The organism is Streptomyces sp. NRRL F-525 (genome assembly GCF_000716605.1).
Lineage (GTDB): Bacteria > Actinomycetota > Actinomycetes > Streptomycetales > Streptomycetaceae > Streptomyces.
This window is the reverse complement of sequence record NZ_JNXE01000014.1, coordinates 101,973-126,596: the sequence shown is the minus strand read 5'-3', so window position 1 is coordinate 126,596 and position 24,624 is coordinate 101,973. Positions and strand designations below refer to the sequence as shown.

General features: G+C 69.3%; 24 protein-coding genes. 6 read left to right on the top strand and 18 right to left on the bottom strand.

Translation table 11 applies throughout. The features are described from left to right. The first annotated feature begins 8 nt into the window (after nt 1-8). From OO69_RS21045 to OO69_RS21030, 4 genes are read left to right on the top strand one after another with little or no spacing between them, the layout of a single operon-like run. Complete coding sequence (locus OO69_RS21045) at nt 9-875, top strand: ABC transporter ATP-binding protein (RefSeq protein WP_033282273.1); 867 nt, start codon at nt 9-11, stop codon at nt 873-875. After that, nucleotides 872-1,729 (top strand): ABC transporter permease, encoded by an 858-nt coding sequence (locus OO69_RS21040; RefSeq protein ID WP_033282272.1) that lies wholly within the window; start codon nt 872-874, stop codon nt 1,727-1,729. The genes OO69_RS21045 and OO69_RS21040 overlap by 4 nt, the downstream gene beginning before the upstream one ends. Next, entirely contained in the window at nt 1,726-2,961 is a 1,236-nt protein-coding gene (locus OO69_RS21035; protein WP_033282271.1) for a sensor histidine kinase, read from the top strand. The genes OO69_RS21040 and OO69_RS21035 overlap by 4 nt, the downstream gene beginning before the upstream one ends. Further along, nucleotides 2,958-3,581, top strand: a complete 624-nt coding sequence (locus tag OO69_RS21030; RefSeq protein WP_033282270.1) for a response regulator — start codon at nt 2,958-2,960, stop codon at nt 3,579-3,581. Before OO69_RS21035 ends, OO69_RS21030 begins: the two co-directional genes overlap by 4 nt. Before the next feature lie 322 nt (nt 3,582-3,903). On the opposite strand, the gene hisS is transcribed toward OO69_RS21030, so the two are convergent. Together hisS and OO69_RS21020 are read right to left on the bottom strand one after the other, a co-directional pair. Then, a complete protein-coding gene (hisS, locus tag OO69_RS21025; protein ID WP_033282269.1) occupies nt 3,904-5,166 on the bottom strand; it encodes a histidine--tRNA ligase in 1,263 nt (420 codons plus the stop codon). Between the two features lie 10 nt (nt 5,167-5,176). Continuing rightward, on the bottom strand, nt 5,177-5,887 hold the full coding sequence (locus OO69_RS21020) for an MBL fold metallo-hydrolase (protein ID WP_033282268.1): 711 nt from the start codon (nt 5,885-5,887) through the stop codon (nt 5,177-5,179). A gap of 179 nt (nt 5,888-6,066) precedes the next feature. Between OO69_RS21020 and OO69_RS21015 the strand changes: the two genes are divergently transcribed. After that, nucleotides 6,067-6,894, top strand: a complete 828-nt coding sequence (locus OO69_RS21015) for a peptidylprolyl isomerase (RefSeq protein ID WP_033282267.1) — start codon at nt 6,067-6,069, stop codon at nt 6,892-6,894. 135 nt (nt 6,895-7,029) lie between these two features. After that, entirely contained in the window at nt 7,030-8,259 is a 1,230-nt protein-coding gene (locus OO69_RS21010) for a DUF349 domain-containing protein (RefSeq protein ID WP_033282266.1), read from the top strand. Between the two features lie 64 nt (nt 8,260-8,323). Here the strand turns inward: OO69_RS21010 and OO69_RS21005 are convergent, their stop codons facing one another. From OO69_RS21005 to pgsA, 16 genes are all read right to left on the bottom strand, one after another. Next, complete coding sequence (locus OO69_RS21005; protein ID WP_033282265.1) at nt 8,324-10,867, bottom strand: RelA/SpoT family protein; 2,544 nt, start codon at nt 10,865-10,867, stop codon at nt 8,324-8,326. A gap of 241 nt (nt 10,868-11,108) precedes the next feature. After that, nucleotides 11,109-11,585 (bottom strand): hypothetical protein, encoded by a 477-nt coding sequence (locus OO69_RS21000; protein WP_234444490.1) that lies wholly within the window; start codon nt 11,583-11,585, stop codon nt 11,109-11,111. A gap of 226 nt (nt 11,586-11,811) precedes the next feature. Then, on the bottom strand, nt 11,812-12,351 hold the full coding sequence (locus OO69_RS20995) for an adenine phosphoribosyltransferase (protein WP_033282264.1): 540 nt from the start codon (nt 12,349-12,351) through the stop codon (nt 11,812-11,814). After that, nucleotides 12,348-13,472: a protein translocase subunit SecF gene (secF, locus tag OO69_RS20990; protein WP_033282263.1), complete on the bottom strand. Its 1,125-nt coding sequence runs from the start codon at nt 13,470-13,472 to the stop codon at nt 12,348-12,350. The genes OO69_RS20995 and secF overlap by 4 nt, the downstream gene beginning before the upstream one ends. 1 nt (nt 13,473) lies before the next feature. After that, complete coding sequence (gene secD / locus OO69_RS20985) at nt 13,474-15,252, bottom strand: protein translocase subunit SecD (protein ID WP_199810994.1); 1,779 nt, start codon at nt 15,250-15,252, stop codon at nt 13,474-13,476. Between the two features lie 140 nt (nt 15,253-15,392). Then, nucleotides 15,393-15,899, bottom strand: coding sequence for a preprotein translocase subunit YajC (gene yajC / locus OO69_RS20980; protein WP_033282262.1), 507 nt, complete (start codon nt 15,897-15,899; stop codon nt 15,393-15,395). Between the two features lie 165 nt (nt 15,900-16,064). Then, nucleotides 16,065-17,135 carry a Holliday junction branch migration DNA helicase RuvB gene (gene ruvB / locus OO69_RS20975; protein ID WP_019059776.1) on the bottom strand — a complete coding sequence of 357 codons (1,071 nt, stop codon included), beginning with the start codon at nt 17,133-17,135 and terminating at the stop codon, nt 16,065-16,067. An 11-nt stretch (nt 17,136-17,146) separates the two neighbouring features. Continuing rightward, entirely contained in the window at nt 17,147-17,755 is a 609-nt protein-coding gene (gene ruvA, locus OO69_RS20970) for a Holliday junction branch migration protein RuvA (RefSeq protein WP_033282261.1), read from the bottom strand. After that, a complete protein-coding gene (gene ruvC, locus OO69_RS20965; protein ID WP_033282260.1) occupies nt 17,752-18,363 on the bottom strand; it encodes a crossover junction endodeoxyribonuclease RuvC in 612 nt (203 codons plus the stop codon). The genes ruvA and ruvC overlap by 4 nt, the downstream gene beginning before the upstream one ends. A 126-nt stretch (nt 18,364-18,489) precedes the next feature. Then, nucleotides 18,490-19,242: a YebC/PmpR family DNA-binding transcriptional regulator gene (locus tag OO69_RS20960; protein ID WP_033282259.1), complete on the bottom strand. Its 753-nt coding sequence runs from the start codon at nt 19,240-19,242 to the stop codon at nt 18,490-18,492. A 51-nt stretch (nt 19,243-19,293) separates the two neighbouring features. Beyond that, on the bottom strand, nt 19,294-19,896 hold the full coding sequence (gene pdxT, locus OO69_RS20955; RefSeq protein ID WP_033282258.1) for a pyridoxal 5'-phosphate synthase glutaminase subunit PdxT: 603 nt from the start codon (nt 19,894-19,896) through the stop codon (nt 19,294-19,296). Next, nucleotides 19,896-20,807: a pyridoxal 5'-phosphate synthase lyase subunit PdxS gene (gene pdxS, locus OO69_RS20950; RefSeq protein ID WP_033282257.1), complete on the bottom strand. Its 912-nt coding sequence runs from the start codon at nt 20,805-20,807 to the stop codon at nt 19,896-19,898. Before pdxS ends, pdxT begins: the two co-directional genes overlap by 1 nt. 166 nt (nt 20,808-20,973) lie before the next feature. After that, nucleotides 20,974-21,516, bottom strand: a complete 543-nt coding sequence (locus OO69_RS20945; RefSeq protein ID WP_033282256.1) for a membrane protein — start codon at nt 21,514-21,516, stop codon at nt 20,974-20,976. A gap of 208 nt (nt 21,517-21,724) precedes the next feature. Continuing rightward, the gene (locus OO69_RS20940) at nt 21,725-22,885 is read right to left on the bottom strand and encodes a glycosyltransferase family 4 protein (protein ID WP_033282255.1); all 1,161 of its coding nucleotides are present in this window, start codon (nt 22,883-22,885) and stop codon (nt 21,725-21,727) included. Next, nucleotides 22,882-23,793, bottom strand: coding sequence for a phosphatidylinositol mannoside acyltransferase (locus OO69_RS20935; RefSeq protein ID WP_033282254.1), 912 nt, complete (start codon nt 23,791-23,793; stop codon nt 22,882-22,884). The genes OO69_RS20940 and OO69_RS20935 overlap by 4 nt, the downstream gene beginning before the upstream one ends. Further along, nucleotides 23,790-24,470, bottom strand: a complete 681-nt coding sequence (gene pgsA, locus OO69_RS20930; protein ID WP_033282253.1) for a phosphatidylinositol phosphate synthase — start codon at nt 24,468-24,470, stop codon at nt 23,790-23,792. The genes OO69_RS20935 and pgsA overlap by 4 nt, the downstream gene beginning before the upstream one ends. Between the last annotated feature and the right edge of the window lie 154 nt (nt 24,471-24,624).

Sequence of the window (24,624 nt, the reverse complement as noted above, 5' to 3'; positions counted from 1 at the left end):
CTCGTCGCATGACAACACAGGCGAACGAACTCGCAGTGGATGTGCGGGGGCTGCGCAAGCAGTACGGGGACGTGACCGCCGTAGACGGAATCGACCTGGAGATCCGCACGGGAGAGGTGTTCGGCCTGCTCGGACCCAATGGGGCGGGCAAGAGCACCACGGTCGAGATCCTCCAGGGCAACCGCGGCCGGGACGCGGGTGAGGTGTCGGTGCTCGGCTCGGACCCGGCGACGGGCACGCGCGCGTGGCGTTCGCGGGTCGGGATCGTCTGGCAGGACGAATCCGCACCCGCCGAGTTGACGGTCGGCGAGACGGTACGGCACTTCGCGCGCTACTACCCCCGGCCACGCGACCCCGAGGAGGTCATCGGCCTGGTGGGTCTGGAGGCCAAGGTGGACAGCCGTATCAAGGCCCTGTCGGGCGGCCAGCGCAGGCGGCTCGACGTGGCCCTCGGGGTGATAGGCGGCCCCGATCTCCTCCTCCTGGATGAGCCGACGACCGGCTTCGACCCGGCGGCCCGGCGCCAGTTCTGGGACCTGATCCGCAAGCTCGCCGACGAGGGCACCACGATCCTCCTCACCACCCACTACCTGGAGGAGGCGGAGAACCTCGCCGACCGCCTCGCCATCGTCGCCAAGGGCCGTGTGGTCGCCGAGGGCGAACCGGCCGCCCTGCGCGAACGCCACGGCACCGGGGCCACGGTCGAGTGGACGGACCCGGACGGCACCCCGCGCGCGGAGCACACGGAGACTCCTACCAAGGTCGTAGCCGAGCTCATGCACCGCTTCGACGGCGAGATCCCCGGGCTCCTGGTGAGCCGCCCCACCCTGGAGGACGTCTACCTCCGGCTGACCGGACAGGAGGACGCGCGATGACCACGACCACGGACACGACCGCCGTACGGCCCCGGACGAGGACCTCCGGAGAGCGGCTCCCCAACGCCTGGGGACTCGGACTGCGCCGCGGGTCGCTGGAACTCAAACAGTTCTTCCGGCAGCGCGACCAGGTGGTGTTCACCTTCGCCTTCCCGGTCGTCTTCCTGTTCCTCTTCGCGTCGATCTTCAAGGACGACGTCCGGGGCGCGGGCGTCAACGCCTCCCAGCTCTACGTCCCGGCGATGATGGCCGCCGGCATCATGTCGACGAGTTTCCAGTCCCTGGGCATATCGATCGCGATCGAGCGGGACGAGAAGGTGCTGCGCCGGCTGCGCGGCACGCCCATGCCACCAGCCGCGTACTTCCTCGGCAAGATCTGGCTGGTTCTGGTCACGGGCCTCATGGAGACGGCGATCCTGCTCCTCGTCGGCACCACGCTCTACGACGTGGACCTGCCCTCGTCCGCGGTGAAGTGGCTGGACTTCGGGTGGATCTTCGTGCTCGGTCTGACGGCGTGCGCGCTGCTCGGCATCGCGGTCAGCTCGGTCCCGAAGTCCGGCAAGAGCGCGACCTCCGTGGTCGTACTCCCCTTCCTGGTCCTGCAGTTCATCTCCGGGGTGTACATCTCCATCGACACCATCCCGGACTGGATGCTCAACATCGGCGCCCTGTTCCCGCTGAAGTGGATGTGCCAGGGGCTGCGCGGGGTGTTCCTGCCCTCGTCGGCGCAGGTGCTGGAACAGGCCGGGAGCTGGGAGTTCGGGAAGGTCGCGCTGGTGCTCGGGGCGTGGTGCGTCGGAGGATTGCTGCTGTGCCTGCTGACCTTCCGGTGGAAGAACCGGCGCGACGGATGACCGCTCCGCACGGGCCGTCGGGCTCGTACACCTGGGACCGCTCGTTCCGGCTCTGGGACACGTACTTCGCCCTGATCTGGCTGGCCACCCTGGTCTTCGTGCTCGGCACGAGCCAACCGGGGTGGCCGGTGCGCGTCACGGCGGCCACGCTGCTCGTCCCGCTGATCCCGCTCTACGTCTGGATGGGCCGCCCGGTGCTGCAGGGCGACCCACCGGACGAACGCCGGGCGGTCGGCTACCTCATCGCGGAAATGGCGCTGTTCCTCCCCTCCGCGGTCCTGGTCGGCGAGACGCGGCTGCTGGCCTTCGCGCTCGTCCCGCCCTGCTTCATGGTGCTGCGGCTGCGCTGGGCTCTGATCGCGGTGACCGTGATCAACATCGCGCCCGTGATCGGCTGGGCGCTGCTGTGGTGGCCGAGCGCGCAGGACGTGTTCTTCAATTCCGTCTTCGCGGTGGTCACCCTGGTCTTCTCGATGGCCCTCGGCACCTGGATCATCCGTGTCATCGAACAGAGCCAGGAGCGCGCGGAGTTGATAGCCGAGCTGGACGCCAGCCGCCATGAGGTCTCCCGACTCTCCTCGGCCCACGGCGCGTTGGCCGAACGGGAGCGGATGGCCCGCGAGATCCACGACACCCTCGCGCAGGGTTTCACCAGCCTGCTGATGCTGATCCAGGCGGTGGAGGCGGAGCTGGACGACGATCTGCCGCAGGCCAGGCGGCACTTGACCCTGATGGACGAGACGGCCCGCCAGAACCTGGCCGAGGCCCGCGCCCTGGTCGCCGGCGGCACCCCGGCCGACCTGGAGGGCGCGTCCCTCTCCGACGCCCTGCGCCGGCTCGCCGCCCGCCATGACGCGACCCTCCAAGTCACCGGGCCTGTGCGTACGTTGCCCGCCGGGCCGGAGGTCGTAGCTCTGCGTTCCTGCCAGGAAGCTCTTGCCAACGCCCGTAAGCACGCGGGGAGTTCAGCGAAGGTGAGCCTCGCGCTGGTGTACGCCGACGAGCAACTCACCGTGTCGGTACGGGATGACGGGTGCGGGTTCGATCCGGGGGCGGTGTCCGGTGGTTATGGTCTGGCGGGGTTGCGGACGCGGGCGGCGGAGGTGGGTGGGACGGCGGTGGTGCGGAGTGCGGTGGGTGGGGGGACGACTGTGACGGTGCGGCTGCCGGTATCTCCTGTATCGCCTGTATCGCCTGTATCGCCTGTATCGCCTTCGAGGAGTCCCCGATGATCCGGATCATCCTGGCCGACGACCATCCCGTCGTACGGGAGGGGCTGCGCGCCATGCTCAGTGCCGAGCCGGATCTCGATGTCGTCGCCGATGCGTCCAGTGGGCCTCAGGCGGAGGCGCTTGCCGCTGAACTCCGGCCCGACATCGTGCTGATGGACCTGCGTATGCCGGGCGGCGGGGGCGTCGACTCCATCGTGCGGATGAGTGCGGCCGGGTTGTCGTGCCGGGTGATCGTCCTCACGACGTACGAGACCGACCGGGACATTCTGCGGGCCGTGGAGGCGGGGGCGGCGGGTTATCTGCTGAAGGATCTGCCGCGGGGTGAACTGGCGGACGCGGTACGGGCCGCTGCGCGGGGCGAGACCGTGTTGGCTCCGTCTGTGGCTGCGCGGCTGGTGGACCAGTTGCGGACGAGGCCGGAGCGGCCTCGGTTGTCGGAGCGGGAGACTGCCGTGTTGCGGTTGGTGGCGGAGGGGTGCACCAACGCGGAGATCGGGCGGCGGTTGTTCATCGGGGAGTCGACGGTGAAGACTCATCTGCTGCGGGTTTTCGGCAAGTTGGGCGTCGATGACCGGACGGCCGCGGTGACGAGTGCGATGCGGTACGGGTTGCTGGACTGAGGATTCTCGCCCCCGCCGCCCCTACCCGTCCCATCACTGGGGGCTGCCGCCCCCAGACCCCCGCTTCGGCCTGAACGGCCTCGTCCTCAAACGCCGGACGGGCTAAGGGGTGCGGACCGGCGCTTGAAGGCTTCGGTCGGCAGCATCTCAGCCCGTCCGGCGTTCTCAGCCGTCCAGTACTTTCAGTCCATCCGCCGAGAATCCAGCCCCTCCGGCGTTTGAGGAGCGGGGGTCCAGGGGGCAGAGCCCCCTGGCGGGGTCGAAGGGGCGGAGCCCCTGGGGGATGGGACGGGTAGGGGCGGCGGGGGCGAAAATCCCGTCCTCAGCCCAGCTTCGACTCCAGCTCCGCCACGATCTCGTTCACCCCGACCGCCCGCTGCTCCCCCGACTCCATGTCCTTGAGCTGCACGACACCCTCGGCCAAATCACGTTCGCCGGCGACGATCGTGTAGCGCGCCCCACTGCGGTTCGCGTTCTTCATCGCACCCTTGAGCCCCTTGGAGCCGTAGGAGAAGTCTGCCGCGATACCGAGCTTGCGGAGTTCGGTCACCTTGGTGAAGAGGACCCGGCGGGCCTCGTCGCCGAGCGGGACGGCGAACACGCTGGTGGACGCGGGGAGTTCGAGTTCGACACCCTCCGCCTCCAGGGCGAGAACCGTACGGTCGACGCCCAACGCCCAGCCCACGGAGGGCAGCGCGGGCCCGCCGATCATCTCGGAGAGGCCGTCGTAACGGCCACCGCCGCCCACCGCGGACTGGGAACCCAGACCGTCGTGGACGAACTCGAAGGTCGTACGGGTGTAGTAGTCGAGGCCGCGGACCAGCCTGGGGTCGTCCTCGAAGGAGACGCCCGCAGCCGTGATGAGCTCGCGGACCTCCTCGTGGTACGCCTTGCACGCGTCGCACAGGTAGTCGCGGAGCAACGGCGCGTCGGTCAACTGCTTCTGGACGTCGGGGCGTTTGTCGTCGAGGACGCGGAGCGGGTTGATGTCCGCGCGGCGCAGGGTCTCCTCGTCGAGGTCCAGGCCCCGGAGGAAGGTCTGCAGCGCCTCCCGGTAGACCGGACGGCACTCCTTGTCGCCCAGGCTGTTGAGGAGGATGCGGAAGTTCCGCAGCCCCAGGGAGCGGTACGCCTGGTCCGCCAGGATGATCAACTCGGCGTCCAGGGCCGGGTCCTCGGCACCGATCGCCTCGGCACCGACCTGGGAGAAGTGGCGGTAACGGCCCTTCTGAGGGCGCTCGTAGCGGTAGTAGGAGCCGGAGTACCAGAGCTTGACCGGCAGGTTGCCGAGCTTGTGCAGGTTGGCCTCAAGTGCCGCGCGCAGGACGGAAGCCGTGCCCTCAGGGCGCAGGGCGAGCTGGTCGCCGCCCTTGGTCTCGAAGGCGTACATCTCCTTGGTCACGATGTCGGTGGACTCACCGACACCGCGCGCGAACAGCTCGACGTTCTCGAAGCCGGGGGTCTCGATGTAGCCGTAGCCGGAGTTCCGCAGCGGAGCGGCGATGGCCTCGCGCACGGCGAGGTACTTGGCCGACTCCGGCGGAATCAGGTCGTACGTGCCCTTGGGGGCCTGAAAGGTGCTCACGAAAATCTCGTCACATTCCTCGTCGGGGAGCGTTCACGTCAGCTCCCTGGCCGGCGGCCACTTCCCGCAAGTAGGGGTTGGTGGCGCGCTCCTGGCCGATGGTCGTCTGGGGGCCGTGGCCGGACAGCACCACGGTCGAGTCGTCGAGCGGCAGGCACACGCGGGCCAGCGAGTCGAGGATCTCGGCGTGGGAGCCGCCGGGCAGGTCGGTGCGTCCGATGGAGCCGGCGAAGAGCAGATCCCCGGAGAAGAACACGGACGGGATGTCCGTGTTCTCGGGCATCTGGAAGGTCACCGACCCCTTCGTATGGCCCGGCGCGTGCGCGACCGAGAACTCCAGTCCCGCGAGCGCGAGCCGCGCTCCGTCGGTCAGCTCCTTGACGTCGTCCGGCTCCCCCACGGTCAGCTCGCCCATCAGCGGCATCCCGATCGAGCGGCCGAGCGCCTTCTCGGGGTCGCTCATCATGTAGCGGTCCTCGGGGTGGATCCAGGCCGGCACGTCGTGCGCGCCGCACACCGGGACGACCGAGGCCACATGGTCGATGTGACCATGGGTGAGGACGACCGCGACGGGCTTGAGCCGATGCTTCCTGAGCGCTTCCTCGACTCCCTGGGCGGCCTGATGGCCCGGGTCGATGATCACGCACTCCTCACCGGCGGCGGGGGCGACGAGATAACAGTTCGTCCCCCAGGCCCCGGCGGGGAACCCGGCAATGAGCACGATCGTCCTTCGTTGTGTCGATACGGGTGGGGATAAGGATCCCTGCGTCAGTGGTCAGAGCCTACCGGCGCTGCCGAATCCTCAGCGAACCCATATACGGTACGGGGCACACGCAGGCGGTCGGCTCACAAGACGCACGCGTCCCAGTCGACGTACGAGACGCATGAGGAGAGAATCCGGTGGTCACCCAGGAACAGCGGAAGCGGCAGCTCGCGCGGGAGAAGTTCTTGCGGCAGCAGCAGCGGCGTACGTCCGCTCGACGCAAGGCGCGCATGCGCAACTCGGTGATCGCGTCGGTGCTCGGCGTGATCGTGATCGGCAGTGTGGCGCTGTACACGACGGGCGTCCTGAAGAACGACGACGACAAGACCAACGCGAGCGCGGACGTGACGCCCACGCCCAGCGCCTCGGCGACGAAGAAGGCGCCGGACCCGTGCGCCAAGCCGGCGGCCGGCAAGATCAAGACGGAGACGTGGAAGAAGGAGCCGGCGGTCACGATCGACAAGTCGGCGAAGTACACGATGAAGCTGGCGACGACCTGCGGTGACATCGACATCGCGCTGAAGACGTCGGCCGCGCCGCACACCGTGAACTCGTTCAACTTCCTTGCCGCCAAGGGCTTCTTCGACCACACGAAGTGCCACCGGCTCACCACCAGCGGCATCTACGTGCTGCAGTGCGGCGACCCGACGGGCGCGGGCAGCGGCGGCCCCGGGTACACGATCCCGGACGAGAACCTGAAGGACGCCAGCCTCAAGGGCGGGACGTACCCGGCGGGCACGGTGGCGATGGCGAACACCGGTCAGAAGCACACCGGCGGCAGCCAGTTCTTCCTCGTGTACAAGGCCAGCACGCTGCCGGCGAGCTACACCCCGTTCGGTACCATCTCGGCCTCCGGGATGAAGGTCCTGAACAAGATCGCGGCCGCTGGTGAGAGCACGGGCGCGGGCGACGGAGCACCGAACGCGACGGTCGTGATCAACAAGGCGACCGTCACGAAATCCTGACCGTCAACAGCGAAATTTCGGTCGCGCGGGATGCGGACAGGCAACCCGCCGGTCGCCTATGTTGGCCGTGACGAAACTGTGGACGATGCCCGGGGGCACAGAGGCCCTGTGCAGGCATCATGTGGAGGAGGCGCTGTGAGCAGCGACCCGTGGGGCCGCGTCGACGAGACGGGGACCGTGTACGTGCGTACGGCCGACGGCGAGCAGGTCGTCGGTTCCTGGCAGGCCGGCTCCCCCGAGGAGGCGCTGGCCTACTTCGAGCGCAAGTACGAAGGCCTGGTTGTCGAGATCGGCCTCCTCGAGAAGCGCGTGAAGACCACCGACCTGTCGGCGAAGGACGCGCAGGCCGCCGTCGACCATCTCCGTGAGCAGGTCGACGCCCACCACGCGGTGGGCGACCTGGCGGCGCTCGGGGTCCGGCTGGACAAGCTGGTGGAGACCGTCGACGCGCGTCGCGAGGAGCGCAAGCAGCAGCGCGCCAAGCAGTCCGACGAGGCCCGGCACTCCAAGGAGGCGCTGGTCGTCGAGGCGGAGGAGCTGGCGCAGTCCGACCAGTGGCGGGCCGCCGGTGAGCGGCTGCGCGCGCTGGTGGACACCTGGAAGGGTCTGCCGCGCCTGGACCGCAAGTCGGACGACGAGCTGTGGCACCGCTTCTCGCACGCCCGGTCGGCCTTCTCCAAGCGCCGCAAGGCGCACTTCGCGTCGCTGGACGCGCAGCGCGAGGACGCCCGCAAGACCAAGGAGAAGCTGGTCGCCGAGGCCGAGGGTCTGTCGGCCTCGACGGACTGGGGTCCCACGGCCGCGCGCTACCGCGAGCTGATGGCCGACTGGAAGGCGGCGGGCCGCGCCCAGCGCGAGCACGAGGACGATCTGTGGAACCGCTTCCGCGGCGCCCAGGACGTCTTCTTCGCCGCCCGCAGCTCGGTCTTCGCCGAGCGGGACGCCGAGCAGACGGAGAACCTGAAGCTCAAGGAGGAGCTGGCCGAGGAGGCCGAGAAGCTCCTGCCGGTGACCGATCTGAAGGCGGCCCGCGCGGCCTTCCGCTCGATCAACGAGCGCTGGGAGGCCATCGGCCATGTGCCGCGTGACTCCCGCCCGAAGGTCGAGGGCCGGATGCACACGATCGAGCGGGCCCTCCAGGAGTCCGAGGAGGTCGAGTGGCGCCGGACGAACCCGGAGGCACGCGCGCGTGCCGAGGGTCTCACCGGTCAGCTCCAGGCCGCCGTGGACAAGCTCACGGGCCAGATCGAGCAGGCGCGCGCCCAGGGCAACACCTCCCGCGCCGACAAACTCCAGCGCGAGCTGGAGGGCCGCCAGGCCCTGCTGGAGCAGGCGCTGAAGGGCCTTCAGGAGTTCGGCGGCTGACCCGTCGTAGGCACGCAGGAGGGGCTCCCGTACGCGACGTACGGGAGCCCCTCCTGCGTATCGTCTACGTCTTGTTGCGCGCCGACGTCACGCGGTAGACGTCGTAGACCCCCTCCACGCCCCTGACGGCCTTCAGGACGTGGCCCAGGTGCTTGGGGTCGCCCATCTCGAAGGTGAAGCGGGAGGTGGCTACGCGGTCGCGGGAGGTCTGGACGGCCGCGGAGAGGATGTTGACGTGCTGGTCGGACAGGACGCGGGTGACGTCCGAGAGGAGCCGGGAGCGGTCCAGGGCCTCGACCTGGATGGCGACCAGGAAGACCGAGGACTGGGTGGGCGCCCACTCGACCTCGAGGATGCGCTCGGGTTCGCGGGACAGTGACTCCACGTTGACGCAGTCACTGCGGTGAACCGATACACCGCTACCTCGCGTGACGAAACCGATGATGGGGTCGCCGGGGACGGGCGTACAACAGCGGGCCAGCTTGACCCACACGTCGTCGACGCCCTTGACGACGACACCGGGGTCGGCGTTCGACCGGCGCTTGCGCCCCCGGCCGTGCGCCGGCGGCACGCTCTCGTCGATCTCCTCGGTGGCCGCCTCCTCGCCGCCGAGCGCCTGCACCAGCTTCTGTACGACGTTCTGCGCCGCGACATGGCCCTCGCCGATCGCCGCGTACAGCGAGGAGATGTCCGGGTAGCGCATCTCGTGCGCGAGCGTGACCAGGGAGTCGCCGGTGAGGATGCGCTGGATCGGCAGGTCCTGCTTGCGCATCGCGCGGGCGATGGCGTCCTTGCCCTGCTCGATCGCCTCGTCGCGGCGCTCCTTGGAGAACCAGGCTCTGATCTTGTTGCGGGCGCGCGGCGACTTGACGAAGCCGAGCCAGTCGCGGGAGGGGCCCGCGCCGGGTGCCTTGGAGGTGAAGACCTCGACCAAGTCGCCGTTGTCCAGGGTGGATTCGAGCGGTACGAGCCGCCCGTTGACCCGTGCCCCTATGGTCCGGTGGCCGACCTCGGTGTGCACCGCGTAGGAGAAGTCGACCGGGGTGGCGCCCGCCGGCAGCGCTATCACGTCGCCCTTGGGCGTGAAGACGAAGACCTCGTTGCGGGACAGGTCGAAGCGCAGGGACTCCAGGAACTCGCCCGGGTCCTCGGTCTCCTTCTGCCAGTCGAGCAGCTGGCGCAGCCACGCCATGTCGTTGAGGTGGTCGTCCTTGCCGGTGGTCCGGGGCGTCTCCGCGCGCACCTTGGAGGTGCCGGCGACGGCCTCCTGCTTGTACTTCCAGTGCGCGGCGATGCCGTACTCCGCACGGCGGTGCATGTCGAAGGTACGGATCTGGAGCTCAACTGGCTTGCCGTTGGGGCCAATTACCGTCGTGTGGAGCGACTGGTACATGTTGAACTTGGGCATCGCGATGTAGTCCTTGAACCGGCCGGGGACCGGGTTCCATCGCGCGTGCACGGTGCCGAGTGCCGCGTAGCAGTCGCGGACGGTGTCCACGAGGACGCGGATGCCGACCAGGTCGTAGATCTCCGCGAAGTCGCGGCCGCGGACGATCATCTTCTGGTAGACGCTGTAGTAGTGCTTCGGGCGGCCGGTGACGGTCGCCTTGATGCGGGCGGCGCGCAGGTCGGTCTGGACCTCGTCGGTCACTATGGCCAGGTATTCGTCACGCTTCGGTGCCCGCTCGGCCACCAGCCGGACGATCTCGTCGTACATCTTGGGGTAGAGGATCGCGAAGGCGAGGTCCTCCAGCTCCCACTTGATGGTGTTCATGCCCAGGCGATGGGCGAGCGGCGCGTAGATCTCCAGCGTCTCGCGCGCCTTCTTCTCCTGCTTCTCGCGCTTGAGATAGCGCATGGTGCGCATGTTGTGCAGGCGGTCGGCGAGCTTGATGACCAGGACACGCGGGTCCTTGGCCATCGCTACGACCATCTTGCGCACGGTCTCGGCCTGCGCGGCCTCACCGAACTTGACCTTGTCGAGCTTGGTGACGCCGTCGACGAGGAGGGCGACGGAGTCACCGAAGTCGCGGCGGAGCTGGTCGAGTCCGTACTCGGTGTCCTCGACGGTGTCGTGCAGCAGGCCGGCCATGAGCGTTGCCGGGTCCATGCCCAACTCGGCCAGGATCGTGGTCACGGCGAGCGGGTGCGTGATGTATGGGTCGCCGCTCTTGCGCTTCTGGCCGCGGTGCCAGCGCTCGGCGACCTGGTAGGCGCTCTCGACCTGGCGGAGGGTGGCCGTCTCGATCTTCGGGTCGTTGCTGCGCACTATCCGCAGCAGGGGCTCCAGGACCGGGTTGTACGGGTTGGAGCGCTGGACGCCGAGGCGGGCGAGACGGGCGCGGACGCGGTTGGAGGAGCCGCCGCCGGTGCGTGCGGGCTGGCCTGCCGTGGGACGGGGCGCGGGAGTGGCCGCCGGGGCCGGCTTGGGGCGCGCGGGCTCGACCGCCTTGTCGGCGGGCGCCGACCGGTCGTGCTCCGCCGCCGGGCGCGGTTCGGCCGGTGCGGTGCTCGCGGGTGCGGTGCTCGCGCTCGTGGCGGGCTCCGCCGCGGGGCCCGGGGTGGGCTCGGGCTTGGCGGCGGTCAGGGGCTGGGCCTCGTCTGCCAAGAGGACTCCTCGTGCGCGATCCGGGTCCCCCGGTCAGGCTCCGGAGTGCCCATGGTAGCGATCCCGGGCTCCGGGCTCGCCTTCAGGCCGATGTGAGGGCCTGCTACCGGTGAAACACGAGAGGCGGGCACCGGATTCCTCCGGGCCCGCCCCTGCGAGGCGTCACAGCCATCTCAGGCCCAGGAAAGGTCCCGAACGACTGTGTGAAGAGAGCTACGTCGCGCCGACATTAATCCAGCCGTCAGGCGACGGTATCGGCCTCATCGCAGTTCTTCGGCGCATAGCCAGCCTTCGTATTGCACGCCTTGAGGGTCACCTTGGTCCCCTCGGTGAGGTTACCGGTCTCCCAGGCGCTGCAGAATCCTGAGGCATGGCCGGCCGTCGTGGACGTACGGTCCCAGGATCCGTTCCTACCGACATCCAGGTAGGCGGTGACTCCCCAGCCGTCAGCAGTGTCGTCGCAGGCGCGGATGGCGTCGCCCGGAGTGGGATCGGTGCCTCCCACCGGGTCCTGATTAAAGTTGCCCCAGTCCTGGAAATTGTTGATGTTCACCGCGATGAGCATGCCGGTACCAGCTTGCGCCGGGCCCGTGGCCGCTCCAAGGAAGGCAGCCGCAGCAATCGACGTGACAACCGCAATCGATCTCATGCGCAACAAAAAGAATCCCCCTGCTTCATTTCCCACGAACCCTTTCCGGGCAGCGGAAACATCAGGCACACGCACAAATCCTGTGCTGCAAGCCGATAAATCCCCCGCGCCCGAACCAGTGGTCACGTGGTTCGGCAAATTTTCACCATTGAAACTTATCGATCAGTACATGTCAACAGGGTTCCGAAGGCGCCGTGTTCCTGTTGACGGTCAAAGACACAAGCAGAAACGGTGCTTTCGCGGTGCATCGAGTCGACGCACCGCGAAAGCACCGTGACGTTCCGTAGGAGCCGGATCAGACCACGATCAGCGCTTCCAGCGGGGCTCCCATCAGCGCGGGTTCGATCCGGGCGCGCCCTCGCAGGAACCCCAACTCCATCAGGACTGCGATGCCAGCGACCTCCGCTCCCGCGCGGCGGACGAGCTGGATCGACGCCTCCGCAGTGCCGCCGGTGGCGAGCACGTCGTCGACGATCAGGATCCGGTCCTCAGCGCCGATGTCCTCCGCGTGCACCTCGATCTCGGCGGAGCCGTACTCCAGGTCGTACGCCTGGCTGAGGGTCGCTCCGGGGAGCTTGCCCGCCTTGCGCACGGGAATGAAGCCGACGCCCGCGCGGACGGCCACCGGGGCGCCGAGGATGAACCCGCGGGCCTCCAGGCCCACGACCTTCGTCGCACCGGTGCGCACCACGATCTCGGCGAGCGCGTCCGTGAGCGCCGTGAACGCGGCCGGGTCCGCCAGGAGCGGGGTGATGTCCTTGAACATCACGCCCGGCTCCGGGTAGTCGGCCACATCGCGGATACGGCTGAGCAGCAGCTCCTGGATGTCCGTCATCGGCGCTTCCCCGAGGGGCGCCCGCGGCCGCGGTTGCGGGACGCCGGCTGGGTGCGCGGGCCGACGACGGCTGCCGCGTCCTCGGGCTCGTCGTCGTAGTCGTCGTCCGAGCGGTTCGTGACCTGCGACTCCGCCGGCTCGCCCTGCGCGGCGGCCTGGGCCCGCTTGGCGAGGACGCGCTTCCTGAGGGCCTTGATCTGCGGCTCGGCCTCCTTGAGGTCGGCGACGAGCGGCGTGGCGATGAAGATCGACGAGTACGCACCGGCCGCGAGGCCGACGAACAGCGACAGCGAGATGTCGTTGAGGACACCCGCGCCGAGGAAGCCGCCACCGATGAACAGCAGGGCCCCGACCGGCAGCAGCGCGACGACCGTGGTGTTGATGGAACGCACCAGGGTGCCGTTGATCGACCGGTTGGCGATGTCGCTGTAGGTCCAGCGGGTCTGCTTGGTGATGTCCTTGGTTTGCTCCTTGAGGCTGTCGAAGACGACGACCGTGTCGTAGAGCGAGTAACCGAGGATGGTCAGCAGACCGATCACCGTGCCGGGCGTGACCTCGAAGCCGACGAGGGCGTAGATGCCGATGGTGATGGTGATGTCGTGGATCAGGGCGACGAGCGCGGCCAGGGCCATGCGCCACTCGAAGGCGATCGCCAGATAGATCACGACCAGCACCATGAAGATCGCCAGGCCCTCCCAGGCCTTGTTGGCGACCTGGTCACCCCAACTGGGGCCGACCAGGTCCGCTGCGATGTTCTCGGAGCTGACGTCGAGGTCCTTCGCCAGCTTCGCCTTGATGCTGTCGGACTTGTCGGTGTCGATGCCGGCGATCTGGATGCGCAGGCTGCCGTCGCCCAACTTCTGGACGACCGCGTCGTGGCCGGAGGCGTCCTCGGCGTACTTCTCCGCCTGGGTCACCGAGGCGCTCATGTGCTTCGGCGTGGTGAAGGCGGCGCCGCCCTGGAACTCGATGCCCATGTTCAGGCCACGCACCGTCAGGCCGAGGATGGCCGTGATGGTGATCAGGATCGAGATGCCGTACCAGATCTTGCGATTGCCGACGAAGTCGTACCCGACCTCGCCACGGTGCAGCCGGGCGCCGAGGTTGCCGAGCTTCGACATCTCACGCCTCCTTCGGGTCGACAGGGCCCGCGGCAGAACCGGCGGGACGGCGGGTGCGGCGCAGCGGCGGCTTGGCGCCCAGCGCCTTCGGGTCGATGCCGGACCACTTGTGGCCGTCCGCGAAGAACTTCCTGCGGGCGAGGATGGTCATCAGCGGCTTGGTGAAGAGGAAGACGACGACCACGTCGAGCACGGTGGTCAGACCGAGGGTGAACGCGAAGCCCTGGACCTTGCCAACGGTGACGATGAACAGCACCGCGGCGGCGAGGAACGACACGAAGTCGGAGACCAGGATGGTGCGCCGGGCACGGGGCCAGGCCCGCTCGACGGAGGGACGCAGCGAGCGGCCCTCGCGGATCTCGTCCCGGATGCGTTCGAAGAACACGATGAACGAGTCCGCGGTGATACCGATCGCAACGATCGCACCGCAGACCGCCGGCAGGTTCAGCGCGAAGCCGATGCCCGGGCCGAGCAGTGCCATGATCACGTACGTGAGGATCGCGGAGACCAGCAGCGAGGGGATCGCGATGACCGACAGGCCGCGGTAGAAGATCAGCAGGTAGATGACGACCAGCGCGAGACCGATCGCGCCCGCGATCAGACCGGCGTGCAGCTGCTCACCGCCGAGGGCGGCGGTCACGGTGGTCATGTTCGCCACTTTGAAGGTCAGCGGCAGGGCGCCGTACGACAGCATGTTGGCGAGGCTCTGGGCCTCTTCCTGGCTGAAGCTGCCGGAGATCTCCGCGCTGCCGCCGGTGATCGACGAGCTGACGGAGGGGCTGGAGACGACCTGGCCGTCGAGGACGATGCCGAACTCGTTCTGCGGGGCGGTGTTCTTCGCCAGTTCACCGGTGACCTTGGCGAACTTGTCGCCGCCCTTGCCGGTGAAGTCCATGGTGACCTGCCAGCCGGCGGCGGTCGTCGTGTTCAGGACGGCCGCGGCCTTCTTGACGTCGGTGCCGTCCACTGCGGCGGGGCCGAGCACGTACTTGTACCAGACGCCCGAGACCTGGCCGCACGCCACGGTCGCGTCCTCGGCCCTGGCATTCTTGCCGGCGGTGTTCTGCACCGACTTCTTGGAGCAGTCGAGCGCGGTGTACTGGGCCTCCAACTTGGCGGCCGCCGCGCTGGCGGCGGCGCTGCTGGTCGCCGACGGGGTGGCGGAGGCCGAGGCGCTGGGGCTCGCGGACGAGGTGGCGTCGGCCTTCAGGGCGTCGCTGGCGGCACGGCCCTGCGAGGTGGCGGTGGCCGACGGGGTCGCGGAGCCGGTCTTGGACGAGGAGGCGGTCGCCTTGGAGCTGGCCGAGCTCGACGGGCTGCTGGAGGCGCTGCCGGACGCGCTCGGGGACGGGCTGGCCGTCGCGGCGCCCGTTGAGGCCTCCGTGGCCAGGACCGGGCGGAAGTACAGCTTGGCGGTCGTACCGACCTGCTGCTTTGCCTCCTCCGAGTTCGTGCCCTTGGGGATGTTGACGATGATGTTCTTGGAGCCCTGGGTCTGGACCTCGGCCTCCGAGACACCAAGACCATTGACACGGCGGTTCATGATGTCGACCGCGGTGTCCATGTTGGTCTTGTTGATCGACGATTCCTCGCCGGGCTGGGCCACCGCCTGCAGGGTGATGCTCGTGCCGCCGGCCAGGTCGATGCCGAGACGCGGAGTGTTGTGCCCGGATGCGAACATGCCACCGGTGAGCGCCACGATGGCGATCAGGATGAGGGCCAGCGAGCGCCACGGCTTGCTCTGGGCGCTCGCGCTGCGGCCCCTCTTAGGTGCTGCCACCTTCTCGTACTCCCTCTCGGGCCGCTCCGCGCCGGGTCAGCGCGGCTACGGCCATGACATGGTGTCGGGATCCCGTGCGAGTGACGCACGTACCGGGTGCGCGGGGCGCGAGCGGGTCGCGCCGCGCTCCCGGGACGTTACTACTTCGCGTCGGTGTCGCCGTCGGTCTTCTTCGGCTCTTCTTCCGTCTTCGCCTCGGCGGGCTTCGCCGGCTCCTCGGTGGCGTCGGCCGGCTCGTCGGCCGCGTCCTTCTTGCCGAGGTCGATGGGCTTGTCGTCGGAAGAGACGGCGGCGGGCTCGTCGGTCTCGGTGAGGGAGGAGGCGTCGTCCGGGACGATGTCGGCGTCGTCCTTCAGGTCGTGCTCGACGCCGTGGACGATGCGGTTGTACTCGTCGTCGGTGAGGACGGCGCCGATCGCGTTCTTCGCGAAGAGGAGCTCGACGCCCGGGCCCGCGTCGAGAAGGACCGTCTCCTCGTTGACCTCCTTGACCGTCGCGTACACGCCCCCGATCGTGCGGACGCCGGTGCCGGGCTGCATGTCACTACGCATCGACGCGGCCGCCTGCTGCTTGCGCTTGGCAGAGCGGGTCATCAGGAACATGGCCCCGATGAGCACGATGAAGGGGAGAAGGGTCACGATATTCACGGGACGGAATTTCCTTCGCACGACCGCGGCGGTGAGCGGCCTGGTGGATGGGGGTGGTCGGCGCCGCCCACAAAGGCGGCATCGGCGGAGTCTAAGCGAGTCCACGCTGATGGAACAACGCTCAGCATGGCACCGGGGTTCCTGACCCGGCCAGTGCCCCCGCCGTCACGCCCCGAACAGGTCCCCTTGTCCGTTTCCCCCGGTTGACGAGCGGGGCGGGGTGAGGCCCAGATGCGCCCACGCGGCCGGGGTGGCGACGCGTCCGCGCGGGGTGCGGGCCAGCAGTCCCTCCCGTACGAGGAAGGGTTCGGCGACCTCCTCGACGGTCTCGCGCTCCTCCCCCACGGCGACGGCGAGCGTGGACAGGCCGACCGGTCCGCCGCCGAACAGCTTGAGCAGCGCTTCGAGGACACCGCGGTCGAGCCGGTCGAGGCCGCGGCCGTCGACCTCGTAGACCTTGAGGGCGGCTCCGGCGATGTCCTGGGTGATGAAGCCGTCGGCCTTGACCTGCGCGTAGTCCCGTACACGGCGCAGCAGTCGGTTGGCGATGCGGGGGGTGCCGCGGGAGCGGCCGGCGATCTCGGCGGCGCCTGCGGGGTCGATCTCCACGTCGAGCAGGTTCGCCGAGCGGTGGATGACGCGCTCCAGCTCGGTGGGTTCGTAGAACTCCATGTGCGCGGTGAAGCCGAAGCGGTCGCGCAGCGGGGGCGGCAGCAGTCCCGCGCGCGTGGTGGCGCCGACCAGGGTGAACGGCGGCAGCTCCAGCGGGATCGCGGTGGCGCCGGGGCCCTTGCCGACGATGACGTCGACGCGGAAGTCCTCCATCGCCATGTAGAGCATCTCTTCGGCGGGCCGTGACATGCGGTGGATCTCGTCGAGGAAGAGGACCTCGCCCTCCTGGAGGGAGGAGAGGATCGCGGCGAGGTCGCCGGCGTGCTGGATGGCGGGCCCGCTGGTGATGCGGATCGGGGCCTCCATCTCGGCCGCGATGATCATCGACAGGGTGGTCTTGCCGAGGCCCGGGGCACCGGAGAGCAGCACGTGGTCGGCGGTGGCGCCACGCGCGCGTGCGGCGCGCAGCACCAGGTCGAGCTGTTCGCGGACCTTCTCCTGGCCGATGAACTCGCCCAGGTCCTTGGGGCGCAGGGCGGCCTCGACGGCCTGGTCCTCGCGGTCGGCGACCGAGCCCACCAGCCGCTCGGCGGCGGTCTCGTCGGTCGTGTCGTCCCAGTTCACTGACGGTTCTCCTAGCGGGCGCGGTTCAGGGTCTGCAGGGCCGCCTTCAGCAACTGCCCGACCTGCGGCGTGCCCTGAGCGGCCTCGGCCTGCGGTGCTACGGCGGCCACGGCCTCGTCGGCCTCGCGGGTGGCGTACCCGAGGCCGATGAGCGCGGCGTGCAGCTGATCGCGCCAGCCGCTGGTGACCGGGGCGCCGATCGCCGGGGCGGATCCCACCGGTGCGCCGAGCCGGTCCTTGAACTCCAGCAGCAGCTTCTGGGCGCCCTTCTTGCCGATGCCGGGCACGGCCATCAGCGCCTTCTCGTCCCCCGCCGCCACCGCTCGACGCAACCCGTCCGGGGTGTGCACCGCGAGCATCGCCTGCGCGAGCCGGGGGCCGACGCCGGTCGCGGTCTGGAGCAGCTCGAAGATCTGGCGTTCGTCGTCGTCCACGAAGCCGTACAGGGTGAGCGAGTCCTCGCGGACGACGAGGGAGGTGGCGAGCTTGGCGGGCTTGCCGAGGCGGAGCGTGGACAGCGTGTTCGGCGTGCACTGGACGGCCATGCCGACACCGCCGACCTCCAGCACCGCGGTGTCGGGGGCGAGGGCGGCGACCGTGCCACTGACGAAGGCGATCATGCGGTACGGCCTTTCGATGCGTGCGGGGTCTTCGGTGCTTGCTGGGCTTGCGGGGTTTTCAGCGTGCCGGCCGCGTGTTGGGCGACCGCCTGTTGCAACCGGTTCTGGGCGACGGCCTGTTGGAGGCGGTTGGTCACGGGGCCGCGCCAGATGTGACAGATGGCGAGCGCGAGGGCGTCGGCCGCGTCGGCGGGCTTCGGGGGCGCGTCGAGCCGTAGCAGCCGGGTCACCATCGCGCCCACCTGGGCCTTGTCGGCGCGGCCGCTTCCGGTGACGGCGGCCTTGACCTCGCTGGGGGTGTGCAGGGCGACCGGGATGCCGCGCCGGGCGGCACAGAGCATCGCTACGGCGCTGGCCTGGGCGGTGCCCATCACCGTACGGACGTTGTGCTGGCTGAACACCCGCTCCACGGCGACGAATTCGGGCCGGTGTTCGTCCAGCCAGGCTTCGATGCCCTGCTCGATGGCGACGAGGCGCAGGCCCAACTCGGCGTCCGACGGGGTCCGTACGACACCGACGCCGACCATGGTGAGCGGCCGGCCCGCGACGCCCTCGACGACACCGACCCCGCAGCGCGTCAGTCCGGGGTCGACTCCCAGTACCCGCACACCAACCCCCCTCGTTCGATCGCCTGTTTGTGCAGGCTATCGGGTGTCACTGACAAAGCGACGGGCCGACGGGGTGTGTCCCGTCGGCCCGTTGAACCGCTTGTTCGACTTCAGCTCGCGGCAGCGCTACGCGTCGACCTTCTCCATGACCTCGTCGCTGACGTCGAAGTTGGCGAAGACGTTCTGCACGTCGTCGCTGTCCTCCAGGGCGTCGATCAGCTTGAAGATCTTGCGGGCGCCGTCCTCGTCGAGCTCGACCTGCATGGTCGGGACGAAGTTGGCGTCGGCGGAGTCGTAGTCGATGCCGGCGTCCTGGAGCGCGGTGCGGACCGCGACCAGGTCGGTGGCCTCGGAGATGACCTCGAAGGTGTCACCCAGGTCGTTGACCTCTTCGGCACCGGCGTCGAGCACGGCACCGAGGACATCGTCCTCACCCAGCTCGCCCTTGGGGACGATGACGACGCCCTTGCGGTTGAAGAGATACGAGACGGAGCCGGGGTCGGCCATGTTCCCGCCGTTGCGGGTCATGGCGACACGCACGTCCGAGGCGGCGCGGTTGCGGTTGTCGGTGAGGCACTCGATGAGCACCGCGACACCGTTCGGGCCGTAACCCTCGTACATGATCGTCTCGTAGTCGGCGCCACCGGCCTCGAGACCGGCACCGCGCTTGACCGCGGAGTCGATGTTCTTGTTCGGGACCGAGCTCTTCTTGGCCTTCTGGATGGCGTCGAACAGCGTCGGGTTGCCGGACACATCGGCGCCACCGGTGCGGGCCGCGACCTCGATGTTCTTGATCATCTTCGCGAAGAGCTTGCCGCGCTTGGCATCGATCACGGCCTTCTTGTGCTTCGTCGTAGCCCATTTAGAGTGGCCGGACATCTGCCTGTCTCCTTCGCGTAACCCAACTCTTTACGAACCCCAGAGATCCTACTAGGACCCCGGAGCCAGGTTCGCGCGCACCATGTCGACGAACAGGGAGTGCACGCGGTGGTCGCCGGTCAGTTCCGGGTGGAACGACGTGGCGAGCGCGTTGCCCTGGCGGACCGCGACGATGTGGCCCTCGTGTTCGGCGAGGACCTCGGTCTCGGCACCGACGGACTCGACCCAGGGGGCGCGGATGAAGACGCCCTCCACAGGATCGCCCTCAATGCCCCGGACGTCGACAGCTGCTTCGAAGGACTCGTTCTGACGTCCGAAGGCGTTGCGGCGCACGATCATGTCGATGCCGCCGACCGTCTCCTGGCCCGAGCGCGGGTCGAGGATCTTGTCGGCGAGCATGATCAGGCCGGCGCAGGTGCCGTAGACGGGCATTCCGGCACGCACGCGTGCACGCAGCGGATCCATCACTCCGAAGAGGACGGCCAGCTTGGAGATGGTGGTCGACTCACCCCCGGGGATGACGAGACCGTCCACCTCGGCGAGTTCCTCGGGGCGCCTGACCTGCCTGGCCACGGCGTCGGCCGCGGCCAGGGCGATCAGGTGCTCCCGTACGTCGCCCTGGAGGGCGAGCACTCCGATTACGGGAGTGGTCATCACCAGCCCCGGTTCGCGTAACGCTCGGTCTCCGGGAGGGTGTCGCAGTTGATGCCGACCATGGCCTCGCCGAGGTTGCGGGACGCGTCCGCGATGATCTTCGGGTCGTCGTAGAAGGTGGTCGCCTTCACGATGGCCGCGGCGCGCTTCGCGGGGTCGCCGGACTTGAAGATGCCGGAGCCGACGAAGACGCCCTCGGCGCCGAGCTGACGCATCAGCGCGGCGTCGGCGGGGGTGGCGACTCCACCGGCGGAGAACAGCACGACCGGGAGCTTGCCCAGTTCGGCGACCTCGCGGACGATCTCGTACGGGGCGCGCAGCTCCTTGGCGGCGGCGTACAGCTCGTTGTTGTCGAAGCCGCGCAGCTTGGCGATCTCGTTCTTGATCTGGCGCAGGTGGCGGACCGCCTCGACGACGTTGCCGGTGCCGGCCTCGCCCTTGGAGCGGATCATCGCGGCGCCCTCGGCGATCCGGCGCAGGGCCTCGCCCAGGTTGGTGGCGCCGCAGACGAAGGGGGTCGTGAAGGCCCACTTGTCGGAGTGGTTGACCTCGTCGGCCGGGGTGAGGACCTCGGACTCGTCGATGTAGTCGACGCCGAGGGACTGCAGGACCTGGGCCTCGACGAAGTGGCCGATGCGGGACTTGGCCATGACCGGGACGGAGACCGCCTCGATGATCTCCTCGATCATCGTCGGGTCGGACATCCGGGCCACGCCGCCGTCCTTGCGGATGTCGGCGGGGACCCGCTCCAGGGCCATGACGGCCACGGCACCGGCGTCCTCGGCGATCTTCGCCTGCTCGGCGTTGACCACGTCCATGATCACACCGCCCTTGAGCTGCTCGGCCATCCCGCGCTTCACGCGCGCGGTGCCGGTCTCGGGAGTCTGGGCGGAGCTGGGGGTGCTGGACACGGGGTGACCTCACTCGGTGAAAGAGGGTTTCTGCAGTACCGAGCAAACGCGAGAGGTGCAGGCCACAGCAAGGGCCAATGGGTAGGCAGTGGATCGTTTTCGAACCCCCGTGCCTTACGGCTGTGCCCTACGGCGGTCTTCTACGGCTGTGCTGCACCGCTGTTTTCTACGCGGCTCGGTCCACCAGTGCCGCCGGTGGCTCGTCGTCCATCTCGAAGGCCATCGGGAACGGGGCGTGTCCGGCCAGCCGGAACCAGCGGACCTTGCGGTGCCGGCGCAGGGCGCGGGCCGCGCGTACGGAGTCGTTGTGGAAGCGCCGGGCCATGGGCACCCGCCGTACCGCCTCGGTGAGTTCGTGGGCCGCCGCCTCTCCCCCAGGGGCCTCGCGGACGCCCTCGACCTGCGGGGCCTCCGCGAACACGGCACGCAGGGCCTGGCTCAACTCGCTCTCGGCGACCTCCCGTTGCTCCTCCTCGGCCTGCCGGGCGGCGTGCGCGGCCTCGTAGAGGACGATCGAGGCAGCCGGGTCGAGAACACCGGAGGTGGCCAGTTCCTGGGTCACCGAGGCGCGGCGCAGCAGTTGGGCGTCGAGGGCCGCGCGGGACGCGTCGATCCGCGCGTGCAGCCGGTCGAGCCGTCCCGCGGTCCAGCTCAGGTACAGGCCGATCGCGACGACGGCGACGAGGATCCAGATCAGGGTTGCGGTCACGGACGGCAACCCTACGGGGCCGTTCCACTTGGGTTGACCGGGTCTCGTGCGGGGAGTTGGTGGGGATACCGGGGTTGGGGTTCTGGGGGCTGCCGCCCCCAGGCCCCCGCTTCGGCCTTCGGCCTCGTCCTCAAACGCCGGACGGGCTGGATGTAGCCGGCCTTGGCTGGGAGGGGGCGCCCATCACATCTCCTCCAAACCCCGCCCCTCAGTCCCGCGCCAAGCCGAACCTCGCCCGCAGTCCCGTCCGTTCGTCCGTCGCGACCGCCGCCGCGCCCGCCGTCACCGTCTCGTACACCGACAGGATGTCCGCGCCGACCGTCGACCAGTCGAAGCGGCGTACGTGGGAACTCCCGCTCCGGCGCAGCTCCGCCAGGCGCTTGGGGTCCCCCAGAAGTCGTACGGCCGCCTCCGCCAGGGCGTCCGCGTCCTCGTTGGGGAACAGTTCGCCGGCGACGCCCTGGTCGAGGACCTGGGCGAAGGCGGGGAGGTCGGAGGCGAGGACCGGGGCGCCTGCGGACATGGCCTCCACGAGGATGATGCCGAAGCTCTCGCCGCCGGTGTTGGGGGCTACGTAGAGGTCGATGCTGCGCAGGAAGCGGGCCTTGTCGTCGTCGCTGATCATGCCGAGGAACTCGACGCGTGAACGCAGTTCCTTGGGGAGCGATTCGACGGCCTCCTCCTCGTCGCCGCGGCCGGCCACCAGGAGTCGGGCGTGCGGGCGCTCGGCGAGGATCTTCGGGAGGGCGTTCATCAGGACCGGGAGGCCCTTGCGGGGCTCGTCGATGCGCCCTATGAAGCCGATGGTCTCGCCCTGCCACTCGGGCTTGGGTTCGGCTCGGGCGAAGAAGTCGACGTCGACGCCGTTCGGGATCACCACCGCGTCGCCGCCCAGGTGTTCGACCAGGGTGCGGCGGGCGTACTCGCTCACGGCGATGCGCGCGCTGATCTTCTCCAGGGCGGCCTGGAGGATGGCGTACGCGGCGATCATCGCCCGGGAGCGCGGGTTCGAGGTGTGGAAGGTGGCGACGATCGGGCCCTGTGCCGCCCAGCACGCCAGGAGGCCCAGGGACGGCGAGGTCGGTTCGTGGATGTGGATGACGTCGAACTCGCCGTCGTGCAGCCAGCGTCGGACCCGGGCGGCGGAGAGGAAGCCGAAGTTCAGGCGGGCCACCGAGCCGTTGTACGGCACCGGGACGGCGCGGCCGGCCGAGACGACGTAGGGCGGCAGCGGGGTGTCGTCGTCGGCCGGGGCCAGGACGGAGACCTCGTGGCCCAGCCGGATGAAGTACTCGGCGAGGTCTCGGATGTGGAACTGGACGCCGCCCGGCACGTCCCAGGAGTAGGGGCAGACGATGCCGATCCTCACGAGGGCCCCTTCGTGGGGTCGAGATCCGCGAGCCACAAACGCTGCAGCATGTGCCAGTCCTCCGGGTGGTCGGCGATGCCGGTGGCGAAAGCGTCTGCCAGCGCCTGTGTGATGACAGACGTCTTCTCGGCCCGGTCACCTGACTCGGGCACCTCGACCGGTGGATGGACCCGGCCCTTCATGACCGGCGAGTCGTCGTACCAGAGCGTCACGGGGAGCAGGAGCGCGCCCGTCTGCTGGGCCAGGAGGGCCGGTCCTGCGGGCATGCGGGTGGCCTCGCCGAAGAACTTCACCTCGACGCCCGAGGCGGACAGGTCGCGTTCGGCGACCAGGCAGACCAGGCCGCCGTCGCGCAGGCGGCGGGCGAGCGTCCCGAAGGCGGTGCCGCCGCTGTGCGGGAGGACCTCCATGCCGAGGCCCTCGCGGTAGGCGACGAAACGGTCGTAGAGCGTCTCCGGCTTGAGGCGTTCGGCCACCGTGGTGAACGGGGTCTCCAGCTTGGTGGTGACCCAGGCGCCGGCGAGGTCCCAGTTGGCCATGTGGGGCAGCGCGAGGATGACACCGCGGTCGGAGGCGATGCCGTCGGTGAGGTGGTGGACGTCCTTGGGCTCGAAGCCCGTGCGGATCCGCTCGGCGCTCCAGGCGGGGAGCCGGAAGGACTCCATCCAGTAGCGCAGGTACGACCGCATGCCCGCGCGCGAGAGCTCGGCGAGCCGCTCGGGGCTCGCGTCGGGCACCACGCGCGCGTAGTTGCTCTCCAGCCGCTGAACGCCCTTGCCGCGCCGCTTCCAGGCGAGGTCGGCGACGGTGCGGCCGAGCCGGACGGCGGCCGGCTCGGGGAGCTTCTTGACGGCGCTCCAGCCCAGGCCGTACAGCGCGTCCGTCAGCCGCTCCTGGGCACTGCTCACGGAGTCGCCCCGCTGCTGTGCTGTTCCGGGGCCTCCTGGGCCGCCGTGGCGTCGGCCTCGGCGGCTTCCCGGCGGACGGTGACGACCCGCTGGATCAGCGTGACCAGGCTGCCGACGGCGACGATCCACAGCGCGATCGGCAGCAGCCACTGGATGCCCGGGACGCCGAACTTGTGCAGACCGGCGAGACCGCACGCCACGAGTGAGATCACGAGCCGCTCGGCCCGCTCGACCAGGCCGTTGACGGCGACCGGCAGGCCGATCGACTCGCCGCGCGCCTTGGTGTACGACACCACCTGGCCGCTGGCCAGGCAGAAGATCGAGACGGCGCACAGGGCGATGTTGTCGCCGCCGCCCGCGTACCAGAGGGCCAGGCCGCCGAAGACCGCGCTGTCGGCGACCCGGTCGAGCGTGGAGTCCAGGAAGGCGCCCCAGCGGCTGGAACGGCCCAGCTGGCGGGCCATGTTGCCGTCGACGAGGTCGGAGAACACGAACAGCGTGATCACGACCGTGCCCCAGAAGAACTCGCCCATGGGATAGAAGACCAGCGCGCCCGCGACCACCCCGGCGGTGCCGAGGAGGGTGACCGTGTCGGGGCTGACGCCCCGGCGGATCAGAAACGCGGCGAACGGCGTGAGGACACGCGTGAAGAATGCACGCGCGTACTTGTTCAGCATGGCCTTCCCGGAGGGTCGGTGTCGCCGCGCGGCCCCTGCTGGCCACCGGCTGGCCCATCGTAGCCACGCGCGCGCGTGGCTGACGGCCGGGCACCCGTGCGCCCGTGTTTTGAATGGCCGCGGCACGACTCGATGCCATCGGTGCCGGCGGCCG